At 68.0% G+C, this 16,620-nt stretch carries 14 protein-coding genes and 1 pseudogene; 10 read left to right on the plus strand and 5 right to left on the minus strand.

The window, feature by feature from the left end; genetic code table 11:
• The first annotated feature begins 63 nt into the window (after window positions 1–63).
• The 8 genes and pseudogenes from F4X11_03200 (at window position 64) to F4X11_03235 (ending at window position 8,641) form a co-directional block, all read left to right on the plus strand.
• Window positions 64–1,776: a DUF262 domain-containing protein gene (locus F4X11_03200; GenBank protein MYN64021.1), complete on the plus strand. Its 1,713-nt coding sequence runs from the start codon at window positions 64–66 to the stop codon at window positions 1,774–1,776.
• Window positions 1,777–1,996: 220 nt separating this feature from the next.
• On the plus strand, window positions 1,997–4,981 hold the full coding sequence (gene fdnG, locus F4X11_03205) for a formate dehydrogenase-N subunit alpha (GenBank protein ID MYN64022.1): 2,985 nt from the start codon (window positions 1,997–1,999) through the stop codon (window positions 4,979–4,981).
• A gap of 56 nt (window positions 4,982–5,037) precedes the next feature.
• The gene (fdxH, locus tag F4X11_03210; GenBank protein MYN64023.1) at window positions 5,038–5,940 is read left to right on the plus strand and encodes a formate dehydrogenase subunit beta; all 903 of its coding nucleotides are present in this window, start codon (window positions 5,038–5,040) and stop codon (window positions 5,938–5,940) included.
• Between the two features lie 25 nt (window positions 5,941–5,965).
• Window positions 5,966–6,580 (plus strand): formate dehydrogenase subunit gamma, encoded by a 615-nt coding sequence (locus F4X11_03215; GenBank protein MYN64024.1) that lies wholly within the window; start codon window positions 5,966–5,968, stop codon window positions 6,578–6,580.
• Window positions 6,581–6,782: 202 nt separating this feature from the next.
• A pseudogene (locus F4X11_03220) lies at window positions 6,783–6,911 on the plus strand (AbrB/MazE/SpoVT family DNA-binding domain-containing protein).
• Between the two features lie 107 nt (window positions 6,912–7,018).
• Complete coding sequence (locus tag F4X11_03225; GenBank protein MYN64025.1) at window positions 7,019–7,432, plus strand: type II toxin-antitoxin system VapC family toxin; 414 nt, start codon at window positions 7,019–7,021, stop codon at window positions 7,430–7,432.
• Window positions 7,429–8,313 (plus strand): formate dehydrogenase accessory protein FdhE, encoded by an 885-nt coding sequence (fdhE, locus tag F4X11_03230; GenBank protein ID MYN64026.1) that lies wholly within the window; start codon window positions 7,429–7,431, stop codon window positions 8,311–8,313. Before F4X11_03225 ends, fdhE begins: the two co-directional genes overlap by 4 nt.
• Before the next feature lie 46 nt (window positions 8,314–8,359).
• Entirely contained in the window at window positions 8,360–8,641 is a 282-nt protein-coding gene (locus F4X11_03235) for a type II toxin-antitoxin system Phd/YefM family antitoxin (GenBank protein ID MYN64027.1), read from the plus strand.
• 367 nt (window positions 8,642–9,008) lie between these two features.
• Here the strand turns inward: F4X11_03235 and F4X11_03240 are convergent, their stop codons facing one another.
• The 5 genes from F4X11_03240 to F4X11_03260 form a co-directional block, all read right to left on the minus strand.
• Window positions 9,009–9,557, minus strand: coding sequence for a site-specific DNA-methyltransferase (locus tag F4X11_03240; protein MYN64028.1), 549 nt, complete (start codon window positions 9,555–9,557; stop codon window positions 9,009–9,011).
• Window positions 9,558–9,569: 12 nt separating this feature from the next.
• On the minus strand, window positions 9,570–10,847 hold the full coding sequence (locus F4X11_03245) for a hypothetical protein (protein MYN64029.1): 1,278 nt from the start codon (window positions 10,845–10,847) through the stop codon (window positions 9,570–9,572).
• A gap of 280 nt (window positions 10,848–11,127) precedes the next feature.
• Entirely contained in the window at window positions 11,128–11,367 is a 240-nt protein-coding gene (locus F4X11_03250; GenBank protein MYN64030.1) for an aspartyl-tRNA synthetase, read from the minus strand.
• A gap of 236 nt (window positions 11,368–11,603) precedes the next feature.
• A complete protein-coding gene (locus tag F4X11_03255; GenBank protein MYN64031.1) occupies window positions 11,604–12,728 on the minus strand; it encodes a 4Fe-4S cluster-binding domain-containing protein in 1,125 nt (374 codons plus the stop codon).
• A gap of 419 nt (window positions 12,729–13,147) precedes the next feature.
• A complete protein-coding gene (locus F4X11_03260; protein ID MYN64032.1) occupies window positions 13,148–14,359 on the minus strand; it encodes a hypothetical protein in 1,212 nt (403 codons plus the stop codon).
• On the opposite strand from F4X11_03260, the gene F4X11_03265 reads away from it, so the two are divergent.
• Together F4X11_03265 and F4X11_03270 are read left to right on the plus strand one after the other, a co-directional pair.
• Complete coding sequence (locus tag F4X11_03265; protein ID MYN64033.1) at window positions 14,187–14,831, plus strand: gluconate 2-dehydrogenase subunit 3 family protein; 645 nt, start codon at window positions 14,187–14,189, stop codon at window positions 14,829–14,831. The genes F4X11_03260 and F4X11_03265 overlap by 173 nt on opposite strands.
• A complete protein-coding gene (locus F4X11_03270) occupies window positions 14,821–16,527 on the plus strand; it encodes a GMC family oxidoreductase (protein MYN64034.1) in 1,707 nt (568 codons plus the stop codon). The genes F4X11_03265 and F4X11_03270 overlap by 11 nt, the downstream gene beginning before the upstream one ends.
• The last annotated feature ends 93 nt before the right edge of the window (window positions 16,528–16,620 follow it).

Genomic DNA, 16,620 nt, shown 5'->3' on the forward strand with positions numbered 1-16,620 from the left:
TGGAGCCCGCCGGTCGCCTGCCTCGCCCTGCGCCGATATGGTGTACCGTGGACGGCCGGACCGATGACCCGGGCCAACATCCTCAACACGGGAACCGCCAGCTACCTGGAGCTGATCGGCAACGGCAAGACGTACCGCGTTCCCCCGTACCAGCGGGACTACGCCTGGACGCAGCAGGAGTGGGAGGACCTCTGGAACGACGTTGTCGAAATGCGCGGCGATCCCGAAGGTCGTCACTACATGGGCGCTCTGGTCGTCCAGACCCATGGTGACCGCGAGTTCCTCGTCATCGACGGCCAGCAGCGGCTGGCGACCATCTCGCTGCTGGCCCTGGCGGTCATTCAGAAGCTGCGGCGCATGGCGGATGATGGCGCGGATCAGGAGCGGAACCGGGAACGCGCCGCAGGGCTTCGCAACCGCTTCATCGGCGAGAAGGACCCGGCGTCGCTGGTCGAGAGCAGCCGGCTGCACCTGAACGAGACCGACGACTCCTTCTACCAGGACTACCTCGTTCAGCTCGAGGCGCCACTGAATCCCCGTGGCCTGCCGCAGTCGAGTGCGCTCCTGTGGAAGTGCCATCGGTACTTCTCCAGGCAGATCGATCAGTTGTTCGGAGACGCACGGGACAACGGCGAGGAGATCGCACAGATTCTGTCGGAGACCGTCGCTCGCCGCCTGCTTTTCATTCTCATCACGGTCGACGACGAACTCAATGCCTACACCTTGTTCGAGACGCTCAACGCCCGCGGCCTGGAGCTGACGGCGACCGATCTGCTGAGGAACTACTTCTTCTCGAAAGTGCGTACGCCAAGCGACATCGACTCGCTGAAGCGGCGCTGGCAATCATTGATCGCGACCGTGACGCAGGAGGACTTCCCCCACTTTCTTCGCTTCCACCTCCTGCGCGAGGAGCCGCACATCCGTCGCAAGCGGCTGTTCAAGCTGGTGCGTGACCGCGTCCGGACACCGGACGATACGTTCGCGTTCGTGAAGGCGTTGGAGGCCAACGCGGAGCTCTTCGCGGCACTGGCCGACGTCAACCACGGCTACTGGATGGATCTGCCCGCGGCCAAGCCGTTCGTCCAGGAGCTGAACCTCTTCGGCGCCCGGCAGATGACGCCGGTCTTCTTCGCCGCGTGGCGCGTGTTCTCGGACGACGACTTCGTCCGGCTGCTGAAGCTGGTAAGTGTCATGGTCTTCCGCTACTCGATCGTCAGCGCCTTGAATCCCAACCTGCTGGAGCGCGTTTCGCACTTGGCGGCGAAGGCTGTTCTCGACGGGCACGCGACCCGTCCCGGGGCGGTATTCGCACTGCTCCGGACAACCTACGTGGATGACGACCGATTCGAGAGCGACTTCGGACGGTGGACCGTAGGTACGAGAGGAAAGCGCAAGAAGCTCGCCCGAAACGTCCTTGCCAGGCTGGAGACGCATGCCGGCGATCGCAGAGTCGATCCCGAGACCGACCCTGCCACCGTGGAACACGTACTGCCCGAGAACCCGGCTGGGGAATGGCCCGAGGTCTTCCCGGCAGACCGTTGGGATGCAGCCGTTTCCCGGCTCGGGAACCTGACCCTGCTTGAGCGAACGCTGAACCGAAACGTCGGCAACGCGGCATACCCGGCGAAGCGAGCCGCCTACGAGACGAGTGCGTACGTGCTGGCGAGGGAGATCGCCGACATGGCGCCGGAGGAATGGACGCCCGCGCTGCTGGAAGAGCGACAGCGGAGGCTCGCGGCGCGGGCCGTGCGCCTGTGGCGGTCGGATTTCACATAGCGGCGCCTCGACGTTCAGGGGTCCGTGAACGGATTCTCGTCTGCGGCCTTGCCTTCCCCCAGTTGCGTCGGCGTGCACCGCGCCGTCGGGAGCGTCGCCACGATCTCCGCGTGTCCGTTCCAACCGGCCGTCGCGGTTCGCCGTTCGGAACGGCGGGCGCCGCCGACCGGACGACGGCATCCGGCCCGCTGTGGTATAACCACCAGAGTACGGACAGCCTATGGACATCTCCCGCCGCACGTTCCTGAAGGCCTCGGTCACCGGCGGCCTCGCGGTCAGCGCCCTCGGCTTCGATCTCCGGCCGGCGCAGGCTGCGGTCCGCCAGCTCAAGATCCGCAACGCCACCGAGTACCGGACCGTCTGCCCGTACTGCGCGGTCGGCTGCGGGACCATCGCCTACGTCCACGGCAGCGGCGGCCTGAACACGAAGAACACCGTCATCCATGTCGAGGGCGACCCCGACAGCCCCATCAACGGCGGCACGCTCTGCCCGAAGGGCGCGTCGCAGATGGAGCTTGCGATCAGCCCGCGGCTGCGGCACCAGCCGCTGCTGCGCCGGGCGGGCGCGGCGGAGTGGGAAGAGGTCGACTGGGACACGGCGATGGACTGGTTCGCGCGCAAGTTCAAGGACTCGCGCGACGCCTCGTTCCGCGAGCGGGACGACCAGGGCCGCGTCGTCAACCGCGCCGACGGGGTCGCCTGGGTCGGCAGCGCCACCGTCTCGAACGAGGACGCCTACCTCATCACGAAGACGATGCGCGCGATGGGCTTGGTCTACATCGACCACCAGGCCCGCATATGACACAGCCCCACGGTGGCCAGTCTGGCCGCCACGTTCGGTCGCGGGGCGATGACCAACCACTGGAAGGACATCAAGAACACCGATGTCATCCTGGTGATGGGCGCCAACCCGGCCGAGAACCATCCCTGCGGGTTCAAGTGGGCGGTCGAGGCGCGTGACAACCGGGGCGCCAAGCTCATCACCATCGATCCGCGCTTCACCCGCACGTCGGCGGTGGCGGACCGGCACATGCAGATCCGGCCCGGCTCCGACATCGCGGTGCTGGGCGGCCTGATTCGCTACGCGCTCGAGAACGACCTGCACCACGCCGACTACGTGCGCGCCCACACCAACGCGACGTTCGTCGTCGGCGACCAGTACGGCTTCGCGGACGGGCTGTTCGCGGGCTTCGACGAGGCCGCGAGCAACTACGACAAGACGGCGTGGGACTACGAGCGGGGCCCCGACGGCTACGTCCGCCGCGACCCGACGCTGTCGCACCCGCGCTCGGTCTTCCAGCTTCTGAAGCAGCACTACGACCGTTACACGCCGGAGGTCGTCGCCGACATCGCCGGCTGCTCGGCCGACGAGTTCCTGCAGATGGCCGAGATCATCTGCTCGACCGGGCGCGCCGACCGGGTCGGGACGATCATGTACGCGGTCGGCTGGACGATGCACACGGTCGGCAGCCAGATCATCCGCACCGCGGCGATCCTGCAGTTGCTGCTCGGCAACATCGGCCGGCCCGGCGGCGGCATCAACGCGCTGCGCGGGCACGCCAACGTGCAGGGGGCGACCGACCACGCCATCGTCGCCGGCATTCTGCCCGGGTATCTCAAGGTGCCGACGCCGCCGCAGCAGTCGCTGGCCGCGCATCTCGACGAGTCGACGCCGCGGCCGCTGGTGCCCGACACCGTCAACTACTGGGGCAACTACCCGAAGTTCTACGTCTCGCAGATGAAGGCGTGGTTCGGCGATCACGCGACGCCGGCGAACGACTTCGCCTACGACTACCTGGCCAAGCAGGACGGCGACGCGACCTGGCTGACCATCTGGGACAAGGCGCACCAGGGGACGCTGGAGGGCTTCGTCACCCTCGGGTTCAACCCGCTGCTGGCCGGACCCGACGTGCCGCGGCTGCTCGACGCGATGTCGAAGCTGAAGTGGAAGGTGGTCATCGATCCCTTCATGCTCGACTCGGCCGAGTTCTGGAAGGCGCCGGGGATGGACCCGTCGCAGATCGACACCGAGGTGCTGTACCTGCCGTCCTCCCACTGGATCGAGCGCGACGGCTCGTTCACCAACAGCGGGCGTTGGGCGCAGTGGAAGGAGAAGGCGGTCGATCCGCCGATCGGCGTCCAGCCCGACACCTGGATCCTGTCCGAGCTCTTCTGGCGGGTGAAGGAGCTGTACCAGGCCGAGGGCGGGGCCTGGAACGATGCGATCCAGCACCTGACGTGGGACTACCTGAACCCGCGCGAGCCGACGATGGTCGAGCTGGCGAAGGAGATCAACGGCTACGACCGGACCACCGGCCGGCTGCTGTCGTCGTTCGGCGAGCTGGCCGACGACGGGTCGACGACCTCCGGCAACTGGATCTACACCGGCAGCTACACCGAGGCGGGCAACCAGATGCAGCGGCGGGGCACCGCCGACCCGACCGGCCTCGGCATGCATCATGACTGGGCGTTCAGTTGGCCGGCCAACCGCCGCGTGCTCTACAACCGCGCGTCGGCCGACGCCGAAGGGCGCCCGTGGGATCAGAGCCGCGCCGGCATCGCCTGGAACGGGCGCGAGTGGATCGGCGACGTCCCGGACTACGGCCGGACGACGCCGCCCGACGCGGCCGGCGCCTTCATCATGACCGAGGAGGGGGTGGCGCGCCTCTTCAGCAGCCACCTGGCCGACGGCCCGTTCTCGGAGCACTACGAGCCGGTCGAGAGCCCGTCGCCGAACGCACTGCACGACAACGTGCCGATCAACCCCGTCATCCGCTGGTACGACGGCGTGCGCGAGACGCTCGCCACGGGCGACGACGATTTTCCGTACGCCTGTACTGTCTACCGCGTCGTCGAGCGGGAGCACTTCGTCACGAGCAACGTGCCGCTGCTGGTCGAGACCATGCCGGACTTCTTCGTCGAGCTGCCCGAGGGACTGGCCGCCGAGAAGGGGATTCCCAACGCCAGCCAGGTGCGGGTCTGGTCGAAACGGGGCGAGGTGCAGGGGACGGCCATCGTCACCAAGCGCATCAAGCCGCTGCGCGTCAACGGCAAGGTCGTCTGGACGGTCGGCATCCCCGTGCACTGGGGTTTCATCGGCATCACACAGGGGTCGATGGCGAACCTGCTGACGCCGTTCATCGGGGACGCGAACACGCGCTGCCCGGAGTTCAAGTCGTTCCTGGTCAATATCGAGCGCGCCTGATGGAGTACCGAGACCGGGGTCGCGCCCCGCGCCCGGAGGCAGTCGAGTAACCGCCCATGGCAGACACCCTCTCCATCCGTCGCGTGTCGGCGACCCCGGACGCCTACATCCCGATCAGCGCCCTGCGCTCGGCCGGGCCGACCTACGCCAAGCTCGTCGACATCGGGGCCTGCATCGGCTGCAAGGGGTGCGAGGTCGCTTGCAAGGAGTGGAACGATCTCGGCGTCGAGCCGACCGCCAACTTCGGGAGCTACCAGAGCCACCAGGATCTGAGCCCGAAGACGTGGCTGCTGATGCGCTTCAACGAGGTGGAGGTCGACGGCAACCTCAACTGGCTGATCAAGAAGGACGCCTGCCTGCACTGCGAGGAGCCGGGCTGCCTGTTCGCCTGTCCGGCCCCCGGCGCCATCGTGCAGTACACGAACGGCATCGTCGACTTCAACCAGGAGAACTGCATCGGCTGCCAGTACTGCGTCACCGGCTGCCCGTTCGACATCCCGCGCTTCGACGTCCACACGCGCAAGGTCTCCAAGTGCAACATGTGCGTCGACCGCGTCGAGGCGGGGCTCGAGCCGGCCTGCGTGAAGACCTGCCCGACCAACGCCATCTCCTGGGGCAGCAAGCACGACATGCTGGCGCTGGCCGACAAGAAGGTGGAGACGCTCAACGCGCGCGGTTACCAGAACGCGGCGGTCTACAACCCGGCCGGCGTCGGCGGCACGCACATGATGTACGTCGTCCCGCACGGCGACCGCCTGGCGGACTACAGCCTGCCGTCGGATCCGACCGCGAGCCCGACGCCGATGACCGCGCTCGGGTTCCTCAAGCGGATCGGCGCGTACCTGATGGGCTTCGGCGTGCTCGGGGTGGTCGGCCACTTCCTGCGCTACGGACCCGAGCGGCTGGAGGAGCACGAGGATCACGAACCGCGCGGGGACGCCGGCGCACCGGCCGCCTGAGCCCTCGGGCCGCATCACTGCTGACATGGCCGACCGGATACTCCAGCGCTTCGACTTCGCCGAGCGCATCGTCCACTGGGTGGTGGGCGTGACGTTCGTCCTCCTGCTGGCGACCGGCCTCGCGTTCGCCTACCCGGCGCTGTTCTGGCTGACCGCCCTGCTCGGCGGCGGCCCTTCGGCGCGGGTGCTGCATCCGTGGGTCGGCGTGCTGTTCGGGATCGGGATGGTCTTCATGATCGCCATCTGGGTCCGCGACATGTTCCTCAGCGACGTCGACTGGCGCTGGCTGCGCGCGGTGCGCGCCTACGCGACCCGGGATGCGGCGAACGTGCCCCCGGCTGGCAAGTACAACGCCGGCCAGAAGATGTTCTTCTGGTTCCAGGGGCTGCTGGCTGTCGTCTTCGTCGTCAGCGGCGTGCCGCTCTGGTTCCCCGAGTCGTTCGGCGCCGGCCTCCTGCAGTGGATGCGCCTGGCGCACTACTTCGCGACCCTCGGCGGCGGCCTGCTGCTGATCGTCCACGTCTACCTCGGCACCATCGCCTATCCCGGCACCGCCCGCGCGATGATCGACGGTACGGTCACCGAGCGCTGGGCCCGGCACCACCACCCGGGCTGGCACGAAGAGCAGACGCGACCCTAGAGCTGTGAACCAGCTCCCGTCGTAGCGGCGGCGCGCGTATCCCGCAACGGGCGAGCGCCCCTTGTCATCGCCGGGAGCCCGCATCGTGCTTCCGGGCCGACGGCGACCGTGGAGCCGCGGGGAAAGGTGCGGCGGCTCCGCGCGGCACCTCCATTTGTATATACTGTTTGTAGCCATATGTGGTGATGATCCGGGGGAGCGTATGGTTGATCGCGCCAAGTTGTTCAAGAACGGCGGAAGCCAGGCCGTGAGGTTGCCGAAGGGATACCGCTTCGAGGGACAGGAAGAGGTGGTCATCTCCAGGGAGGGCCGTCGAGTGATCCTCGAGCCGTGCCGCCCGGCCTGGACCGCTGCGTTTCTGGAGCTTGCGGGCGCGGCGAGCGACTTCCCTTACCCATCCGATCTGCCGCCTGTCGAGCCGGGACCGGACTTCGACGAATGAGATACCTGCTCGACACCAATGTCTGCGTCGACTACTTGACCGGCCGGTATCCGTCGGTCGCCGCCCGATTGCGCACGCTGGGTCCCGCCATGGTGTGCCTGTCGTCCGTGGTCGTGGCGGAACTGCGCTACGGGGCCGACAAGAGCGCACAGCCGCGGCGCAACCACCGGATGCTCGATGCCTTGACCGCAGAGATCTCCTGTCGGGCATTCGATTCCGCGGCGGCGGCGTCCTACGGAAAGGTGCGTACCGACCTCGAACGGCGCGGCCGGCCCATCGGTCCCAACGACATGCTCATCGCGGCGCATGCCATGTCTCTCGGACTGGTGCTCGTGACGAACAACGTCCGCGAGTTCGGCCGGATAGATCGGCTGAACCTGGAGGACTGGCGGGAAGCTCCCGAATCATGACCCCGTTCGCAGTCTGGTCACGACGCCGGCAGCGCGTCGCGCGCCTGCGCGCCGAGCGTCCGCACGCTGCGGAGCTGCTGGCGTTCTACGACGATGTACTGGCCTTGCAGGAGCCGCTTTACGCCAAGGCGGTGAAGTCCCGCTGGTTGGGGGCGGTGGAGGCGAATGATGGCCGCGGGCCGCGACTCCGTCTCGAGCGTCTGCCGGGTCGGCCTCGCGAGCGGGATTTTTCCCGTTTCGTACGCGCCCTCCCGGCATCCGCGACGGAGGTGCTCAGGGCGCTGGCGTCGCGGCTGGCGTTGGAGCCCACGGCGATGTCGGAGTTGCTGACCGCCGTGCTCGGGCGGGATTCGATCGATGCTGTGGCTGCCCGGCTCGACTGTGACGCCGCCGCGCTGGAGTTCTTCCCCCGTGCCTTTGTCCAGCCGGTCGCCGAAGCGCTCGCGACGCAGGCGTTTCGCGACTCCAACGGACCTCCGAGTGGCGATTGGGACAGCGGAGTCGCCGGGAAGGACGAGAGCGCCTCATGTCCGTACTGCGGCGCGTTGCCGGTCGCCGCGGTGTTGCGCGACGAGCCGGAGATCAAGGGTCGGCGGACGCTGCTGTGTTCGCTGTGCCTGGCCGAGTGGACGTTCCCGAGGACGCGCTGTCCCGCGTGTGGCGAGGACCGGGCGGACAAGCGCCCGCATCACGTATCGGAGTCCTGGTCGCACGTTCGCGTGGAAGAGTGCGGGTCATGCGGGACGTATATCAAGGCGGTCGACCTGCGCGAGTTCGGGCTCGCGGTGCCGGTGGTCGACGAGCTGGCGTCCGTGGATCTCGATCTGTGGGCGAGCGGGCAGGGACTGTCCAAGCTGCAGAAGAACCTGCTCGGGCTGTAGCAAGGATGACTTGCATGACCTGCGCATAGAGACCACACTGGTCACGATGAGCACTGTATCGGTATCCGAACTGAAGTCGCACCTGTCCCGCTATCTTCGAGAAGTCCGTCGCGGTGGAGAGGTGGAGATTCTCGACCGAGGCGCGCCCGTCGCGAGACTCGTGCCTCCCGAAGCCGGAGACGGCCGGGGAATCCGCGAACGGCTGATCGCCGGCGGCCTGTTGAAGCCGGGTGCGGGAGGCGCTGCAGCGATACTGGAGTCGGAGCCGCTGGCGTTGCCGGTCACCCTCTCGGAAGCGCTGGCCGAGGACCGGGCGGATCGGATTTGAGGTACTGGGATGCTTCGGCGCTCGTTCCTTTGCTTGTCGGCGAAGCCGACAGCGAGCTGGTTCGCGGCTGGCTGTTCGAGGACGACCACATCGTCACGTGGGTCTGGACACGCACCGAGATCACGGGCGCGATCGAGCGACGGACCCGCGAAGGCTCGATCTCGCGCTCGCAGCGCCGCGAACTCCTGGAACGGCTCAGGGTCCTCGCCGGTCGCTGGGACGAAGTGACCGAAGTACTGGCGGTCCGGGCTCGAGCGGATGCGTTGTTGGCGAGGCACGCGCTACGCGCCGCCGATGCGGGACAACTCGGTGCGGCACTCCTGGTCCAGGAACAGCTAGCCGGACCGCTCACGTTCGCCTGTCGGGATCAGCGGCTCTTGTCGGTCGCGGATCTGGAGGGGCTCCGGATACTGGCGTGATCCACCCTGGATCCCGGCAGCGGTGGACGCCGCAGATGAGCCTGCTCGGGCTTCGTGTCAGAACAGCGCCGGCTGGCCCCGGTACGCGCGTTCACGGCTTCAGGCTCGAACGATTCGATCAGCCGCCGCGCCTCCGCGAGGTATCCCTCGTCCGTCTCGAAACCGACGAAGCGGACGCCGAGGACCTTGCACGCCAGGGCGCTGTGTCCGAGCCCGAGGAAGGGATCCATCATCCTTGTCACGCGCTCGAGACCGTGCAGGCGGGCGCACATCATCGGTATGCGGACGGGGAAGGTCGCCGGATGCGGACGATCCCTGTCGCGGCTCTTGATCGTCCGGTAGGGCACGAACCCGTTCGCAAAAAAACGAACGGAATCGCCAGTAGACGCGGTGTAGTTTCGGCTGGCAGGCCAGATGGGTCCGACGCCGTAGCGGGCCCATCCTGGAACGGAGAGGACGAACGACGGCTCCGAGAGCCGCCGGGAGACGAACTCAATGCGCGAGCCCGTTCACGCCGAAGGTTTCCGAAAGAGAAGGATCTTCTCGTCCTGAATGACGTTGTAGAGCCCGAACACGATCTTCGGGATCTCGCGCTCGCGTTCCAGGCCGGCACTGACCGCCCAATCGCCCATGTGCTCGGTCGTCGTGCACTCGCTGCGATCAACCGTCGCGTTACCGATGACGAACGCGGCCGCAGCACCAGGCTTCAAGACGCGAGCGACCTCACGGAACATCTGTTGCAGGTCCGCGTTGTAGAGCGCGAGCTTCTTGGATGGCCCGCGGCCACGAACGCCGGTCATCTCCCTGCGGAGCGCCTGGAGACTGACGCCCAGGGCGTCGAGCGCGTGCTCGTCGTTCTTCGCATAGTCCAAGGCAATCGAATACGGCGGAGACGTGACGACAGCGTCGACCGAGGCGTCCTCGACGCCAGCGGCGCCGAGGGCACGGGAGTCGCCAAGGACCGCGGAAACGGCACCAGGGGCGATGCGAAAGCGGTCGAGCGCGGTAGCGTGCGCCTCGACAGACTCAAGCATCGCCCGCAGGTTCTTGCGAAGCGACGCACGGCCGTCACGTTTGCGGCGCGAGACGTCGCTGAGAGTGACCATACGCGCGATCTGCAAGAAATCGGCGACGACAGGGTCATCGGCGCGAGCGATCGACGGATCAAGAGGGTCGAGAGCGTCCTCGTCGAGAAGAGCGAGAACGCGGGCACGGATGGCGTCGACAGCGTGGACCGAAGCGGTCTTGACACGCGTCAGGAGGACGCAAAGCGGCGAGACGTCAACGCCAACGCAGTCGATGCCGAGCAACGAAGCCTCGAGAGCGGTCGTGCCGCTACCCACGTAGGGATCGAGGACGAGAGAGCCCGAGCGAACGCCGAGGATGTTGAGCAACGCACGAACCATCTGAGGGTGGAACTTGCCACGGTACGGGTAGATCCAGTGCGTCAGGTACTGGTTGACGGACCGCGTGCGGTTGAAGTGACCGCCCTGATACGCGGGACGAATGAGTTGCTCGTAGACCGTCGGGGCTCCGTCGAGGGTGGCCACGTATGCGGCACGATTGAGGACGTCAGGGCCGGTCCCGTTGACATGCACACGTGCGTGCCACGGATTGTCCTCATCGCGGGTCCAATCGGCGCAGCCCAGCGACCGCGCCTCGATGCGAGCGAGGTGCTCCTCGTAGATGAACTGAACGTTCCGGGGAAGAGTGAGGCTGCTCATGGCGGGACGGTACCAAAAAACGAGCGCCGGTACAACCCTCAATTGAGAGCTTCCGCCGGCCATCCTCTGTCAGGAGTCCTCGGTCACCTCGCGATCATCGTCGTCGCCCACGTGGCGCAAGTACCGCGACAGGCGATCAACGTGTCGACGCTCATCAGGATGGAGGTCGCAACGGAACGAGCAGCCAGCGAGCCAGTGATCTTGAACGTCGTGCACCCAGGGCTGCAACGGAGAATTGGGAACCGCTCTTCCATCCAAGACAAGTCCAGCGCGGGACGCCCGCAAGATGGGACAGCGGGTCGGGTCAGGCAGACCCGGGTCCATGGACGCCGCGACGGTCGGCCTACGCGAACGGACCGAGGGTCCGCGCAAAGATGCGGTCGAGACGCTCTTGCCAGCCACCACTTCCGTACTCGGTGCGGTACTGACGAATCGTGGCGACATCCGCGTCGGTTAGTTCCAGCTCTCCGTTTGGCTGAACGGCGGCATGGAGGCGTTCGAGCAGCGTTTGGAAGCCGCCCTGACCAGTGAGAGGGTCGTTCAGCGCGGCGCGCTCATCAGCGTTCAGAGTGATCGTGGGCACGGGAGTATCTCCTGTGGGAAGGAACTGAAACCGGGTACTGACACGTAGCGGGGCACTCTTCCTGAACATGCCCCAGCCGGGTGTTGCCCGAGGCGTTGCGCCGGAGTGGTGTCGCCGGGCACCGGGCCTACTGGATAGCAGCTCCTGCATGCCGGCAACGCAGTCGCGCCGGTGGATGACGGTCTCGGCCCCGTTCGACGTGCTGCGGAATTCCGTCTCCGTCGCCATTCCGGCGTTCAGTTGGCGCAGGCGAGCTCGGCCTCGACCGGCTCGAGCTGATCCAGCCAGTACGCGTCGTCGTCGCGCCGGCGCACGAAGAAGCGGCTCAGGTCGTCGGGGTTCTTGGCCTGGTGATAGCGCAGGTAGATCCGCTCTTCGTCGACGCCGACGATCTCTACCTTGCCGGTCTCGTGCGACATGCAGTACTTCGCCCGCCGCGCGAGCCCGGAGCCCCGCCGGAGCGCCTCCTGGAAGATGTGCCAGCCGCGCACGATCGGCACCTCGTAGGGCTCGTTGCCCGCCGTCGGCCGTCCCTGGAACAGATAGTACGGGGGGCAGCCGATGTAGGAGAGCTTCGAGTACATCTCGGCAAGCACGTCCGGGTCGTCGTTGATGCCCCTGATCAACGGGCACTGGTTCACGCAGATGACGCCGTTGCGGAGGCAGGTGTCGATGCCGATGATCGCGTCGTCGGTCAGCTCGCGCGGGTGATCGAAGTGCGCCATCAGGTAGATGCGCTTCTCCGGCGTCGAGTACTTCCGGAACGCCGCCTGCAACTCTTCGTCGCGCCGGACGCGCCACGGGTCGAACGCCGGCATCTTCGATCCGATGCGGATGATGCGGACGTGCTCGATGCCGCGCAACGCCTCGAAGATCTCGACCAGCCGCCGCGTGCTCATCAGCAGCGGGTCGCCGCCGGTCAGCAGGACGTTGGTGACCTCCGGGTGCTCGGCGATGTACGCCAGCCCCGCGCTGACGTCGTTGGTCACCTCGTCGTTGTCGTCCATGAACAGCCGCTTGCGGAAGCAGTAGCGGCAGTAGGCGCCGCAGACCTCGTTGCACAGCAGCAGCACGGTGTCGACGTACTTGTGCTGCACCCCGCGCGCGACGGTCACCGCGCTCTCGTTGCTGGCGTCGAGCCGGCCCCAGTCGTTCAGCTCCTCCTGGCGCGGAATGATCAACTGCCTGATCGGGTCGTCGGGATCGTCCCAGTCGATCAGGTGCAGGTAGTAGTCGTTGGCGCGGAAGACGTACTCCTCGGTCACCGGCTGCAGCCGCGCGATCTCGTCCGAGGGGATCTCGGGCACCTGATCCAGTCGTCGGATGTACTTCACTCGTCGCCGCTCCGACGACGCTGACATCGTGGGCGTGTTCATGTGCCTGCCTCCGGCGGCGCTACACGAGCGCACGCCAATCGTCGTCCGTGTTGAGGCTCCGCTACGAACGCGCGGCGAGGGGTCATCGCGGGGCCGGTCGAAGCCGCGCTTCACATCGAAGCGCCGACCCCGCCGCGCCGGGCGATGCGGATACCCCGCCGACCTCGGTGCAACGTAGCCCTGTTTCCACGGACTGTTCGAGTCCGACGGAATCGCCCGGGCCGACAGTGCTGACGCCGAGCCACGAGCCGCATCCGGGGCGCCCGCATCGGGCTGACGGCCCCTTGGGGGATCCGCAGTATGGCCCACGATGCGGGTCCGGCGCAAGCCCCGGCCCGGCCCCGACCGGTAGCGCCCGGCGCGCACCGAGACGCTATCGGTGGCGTTCGGCTCGCGGCCGGGCCCTACCGGTCGCGTTCGTACTCGCGGCGGAGGGCCGGGGACAGCGGGTAGACGTCGCGGAAACGGTGCTCGCCGGACCGCAGCAGTTCCCGTTCGTGCTCCTCGAGCGCCGCCTGCTCCTCGGCGGCCCGCAGCACGTCGGGCACCAGCGCCGGTGGGAAGAACAGCACGCCGGTTTCGTCCGCCACGACGACATCCCCCGGCAGTACCGTGGCCGTCCCGATGCGGACCGGGGCGTTCCACTCGACGCCCAGCCAACTCGTTGTGGTGACGTCGAAGAAGCGGGCGAAAACCGGGAAGTCGGCGAAGGCCGGTCCGACCAGCTCGGCGAGGTCCCGGCTACCGCCGTCGATGACCACCCCGGCCGCCCCGCGCAACCTGATGCCGAGCGCCCCCATGCCGCCGAACAGCACGTGCCCGTCCGCCCCGCCCAGTTCGGCGACCACCACGTCGCCCGGCCGGGCCTCCTCGGCCGCGCGCGCGTAGTAGCGGCGGTCCCAGTCGCCCTCGGCCGCGAGTTGATCGATGGCAGCCACCAGGTCCGGGCGCGGCGGCAGGAAGCGCATCGTCAGCGCGCGACCCGCGACGCGGTGGCCGGGCTGCGTCGCCCGGAAGCCGCGCACGTAGTTCGTGCGGTAGTCGCCGAGCGAGCGCCAGATGTCCTCGAGCTGCATCTCGCCGAGCCGCGAGAGATCCTCGTCGCTGACCTCCGCCGCGGCCTGTTTCGACCGGATGACGTCCATGATCGCGCTGTAGGAGGACCGGTTGGCGCGGAAGCCCTCGGGCGGCGCGACGTCGCCGGCGCCGGGGGAGTCGGCCTCCTGGGCGGTGGCGACGCCGGCCGTCAGCGCTGCGGCGAGTGTGATGATTCCGATGCGCATGGGACCTCCTTGCGTGAGCCGTGGGCGAACGTGGCGGATACGGCTCGGGTGAGCCGTGCGCGAAGTCGACGGATACGGATGATACCGCCGATCCGCACTTGTTCCGCGGGGACGCGGCCGGGTATAAGAGAGCGACGCCCCGGTGGGGCGCGGAGGCACGATGGCTGATCTGTCGCGGCGTGAGATGCTCAAGCGGGTGGTGGTGGCGGGTGCGGCGGCGACCCTGCCCGCTCCGGGGTCGGCGGCCGTCGCGGCCCAGTCGACGGCCGAGTCGTTCGAGACGCTCGCCGCCGGCGAGGGAGCGACGTTGCGGGCCGTGGTCGCGCGGCTCATTCCGTCCGACGAGCGCGGGCCCGGCGCGCTCGAAGCGGGTGCGGCGACCTACATCGATCGGGCCCTGGCCGGGCCGCTCGCCGGATCGCTGGAGGCGTACCGCGGCGGCCTCGCGGCGCTCGACCGGTACGCGCGGTCGTTGCGGGGGATGCACTTCGCGGCGCTCGACGCGGCCGATCAGGATGCACTGCTCCGGAACGTGGAGGCCAACGCCGCACCCGAGTTCGGACCCGGCGCGGCCGGCTTCTTCAACCTGCTGCTGACCCATACGAGCCAGGGCACCTTTTCGGACCCGGCCCACGGCGGCAACGTCGACTTCATCGGCTGGCGGATGCTCGGCTACCCGGGCGTCCGCACGGTGGTCACCCCGGACCTGCAGCGGATCGACCGGATGCCGCCGGAGCGGCAGGTGTCCGCCTACGATTTTCCGGCGTTCAGCGCCGCCCGCGAACGGAGGACCCGTGGCCGTTGAACTTCCGAAACGGGATGTGGTGGTCGTCGGGCTCGGGGCCGTGGGCGGCGTCGCGGTGCTGCCGCTCGCCGAGGCCGGCATGGACGTGGTGGGTCTGGAGGCCGGCTCCTGGCTGCGCGCGCGCGATCATGCGCCGGACGAGTTGTTCAACAACTACCGCGGCTGGCCCGAGTCGGTACAGAAGGCGAACCGCGAGATCCCGGTGCATCGCCGCACCGCGTCGTCGCCCGATTCGCCGCGCGGCGCGCTGCACCCGATGATGAACGCGGTCGGCGGCACGTCGCTGCACTACTGGGCGCAGAGCTGGCGGCTCAGTCCCTGGGACTTCGAGGTCGTCAGCGCCACCTCGCGGCGCTACGGCGCGTCGAGGTTGCCGGTGGGGTCGACGGTCGAGGACTGGCCCTTCGGACTCGACGAGCTCGAGGCGTACTACGACCGGGTCGAGCACGCGATCGGCGTCTCCGGGCAGGCCGGCAACGTCGGCGGCGAGATCGACGAGCGGGGCAACGTCTTCGAGGGGCCGCGGCGCCGACCGTATCCGATGCCCCCGTTGCGCTGGACCGGCTTCATCGAGCAGATGGCCGACGCGGCCCGCGGGCTCGGCTGGCATCCGTTTCCCGGACCGGCGGCGGTCAACTCCGTGCGTTACCAGAACCGCGCGGCGTGCGCCTATCACGGCTTCTGCGACCGCGGCGGCTGCCACCTCGACGCGAAGAACTCGACCGCCGTCTCGACGATCCCCCGCGCGCAGGAAACCGGACGCCTGCAGGTGGTGACCGAGGCGCACGTCCGGCGCGTCGCGGTGGACGGCGAGGGTCGCGCGACCGGCGTCAGCTACATCAAGGACGGCGAGGAGTACGTGCAGCCGGCAGACGTCGTCCTGCTGGCCGGTTACACCTACGAGAACGTCCGCCTGATGCTCCTCTCGAAGTCGCCCGCGTATCCCGACGGCCTGTCGAACAACGGCGGCCAGGTCGGCCGCCACTACATGACGCACGCCACCGGGGCCGGTGTGCTGGCGCTCTTCCCGCACCGGCTCAACCGCTGGTACGGGCTGCCGGCGCAGGGCGTCGCGATCGACGACTGGGCGGCCGACAACTTCGACCACGCGGACCTCGACTTCATCGGCGGCGGCAACCTGTGGATCTACTCGGACCGCCGGCCGATCGCGGCGGCCCGCATGCCCACCTTCGGGCGCGTTCCGCGCTGGGGCTCGGCGTGGAAGGCTTTCGTGGCCGACAACGCCGACCGCTGGACCAACTGCTACATCCAGAAGTCGACGCTGCCTTACGAGGACAACTATCTGGACCTGCATCCGACGGTGACGGACCCGCTGGGCGATCCGGTCTGCCGCATCACCGCCGACTTCAAGGACAACGAGCGCCGCATCGCGACGTTCGTGCAGGACCGGATGGTGGAGTGGTTCCGCGCCGCCGGCGCCGTCGAGATCATCCGCCAGGGCCTCGGGACGATGGGCCCGTCCACCCACGCCTACGGCGGTACGCGGATGGGGGACGACCCGGAGACCAACGTCGTCGACCGCTGGGGTTTCTCCCACGAGGTCCCGAATCTCGGCATTCTCGGCGCCTCGGTGATGGGGACGAGCGGGTCGCACAACCCGACGCTGACGGCCCAGGGGCTGGGGTGGCGTTCCGCGGCGCACCTGGTCGAAGACTGGTCGTCGATTGCGGAATAGAAGCGGCCTTGCGAGGATGGGATATCCCTTCCGCCGGCCAACCTCCATACCGGGAGGCGGGAACCGGCTGCGCCGTCGAGCCGTACAGGTCGG

The sequence above is a fragment of the Acidobacteriota bacterium genome, assembly GCA_009861545.1.
GTDB lineage: Bacteria > Acidobacteriota > Vicinamibacteria > Vicinamibacterales > UBA8438 > WTFV01.

Excerpts from the sequence above, each read along its gene's own strand:
- F4X11_03260 (MYN64032.1), bottom strand. The coding sequence starts at position 14,359 with ATGAGCCGCGCGACCACGGCCCGCAACGTCGCTCCCTCGCCGGCGGCG.
- F4X11_03255 (MYN64031.1), bottom strand. The coding sequence starts at position 12,728 with ATGTCAGCGTCGTCGGAGCGGCGACGAGTGAAGTACATCCGACGACTG.
- F4X11_03245 (MYN64029.1), bottom strand. The coding sequence starts at position 10,847 with ATGGCCGGCGGAAGCTCTCAATTGAGGGTTGTACCGGCGCTCGTTTTT.
- fdhE (MYN64026.1), top strand. The coding sequence starts at position 7,429 with ATGACCCCGTTCGCAGTCTGGTCACGACGCCGGCAGCGCGTCGCGCGC.
- F4X11_03200 (MYN64021.1), top strand. The coding sequence starts at position 64 with ATGACCCGGGCCAACATCCTCAACACGGGAACCGCCAGCTACCTGGAG.
- F4X11_03265 (MYN64033.1), top strand. The coding sequence starts at position 14,187 with ATGGCTGATCTGTCGCGGCGTGAGATGCTCAAGCGGGTGGTGGTGGCG.
- fdxH (MYN64023.1), top strand. The coding sequence starts at position 5,038 with ATGGCAGACACCCTCTCCATCCGTCGCGTGTCGGCGACCCCGGACGCC.
- F4X11_03235 (MYN64027.1), top strand. The coding sequence starts at position 8,360 with ATGAGCACTGTATCGGTATCCGAACTGAAGTCGCACCTGTCCCGCTAT.
- F4X11_03215 (MYN64024.1), top strand. The coding sequence starts at position 5,966 with ATGGCCGACCGGATACTCCAGCGCTTCGACTTCGCCGAGCGCATCGTC.
- F4X11_03225 (MYN64025.1), top strand. The coding sequence starts at position 7,019 with ATGAGATACCTGCTCGACACCAATGTCTGCGTCGACTACTTGACCGGC.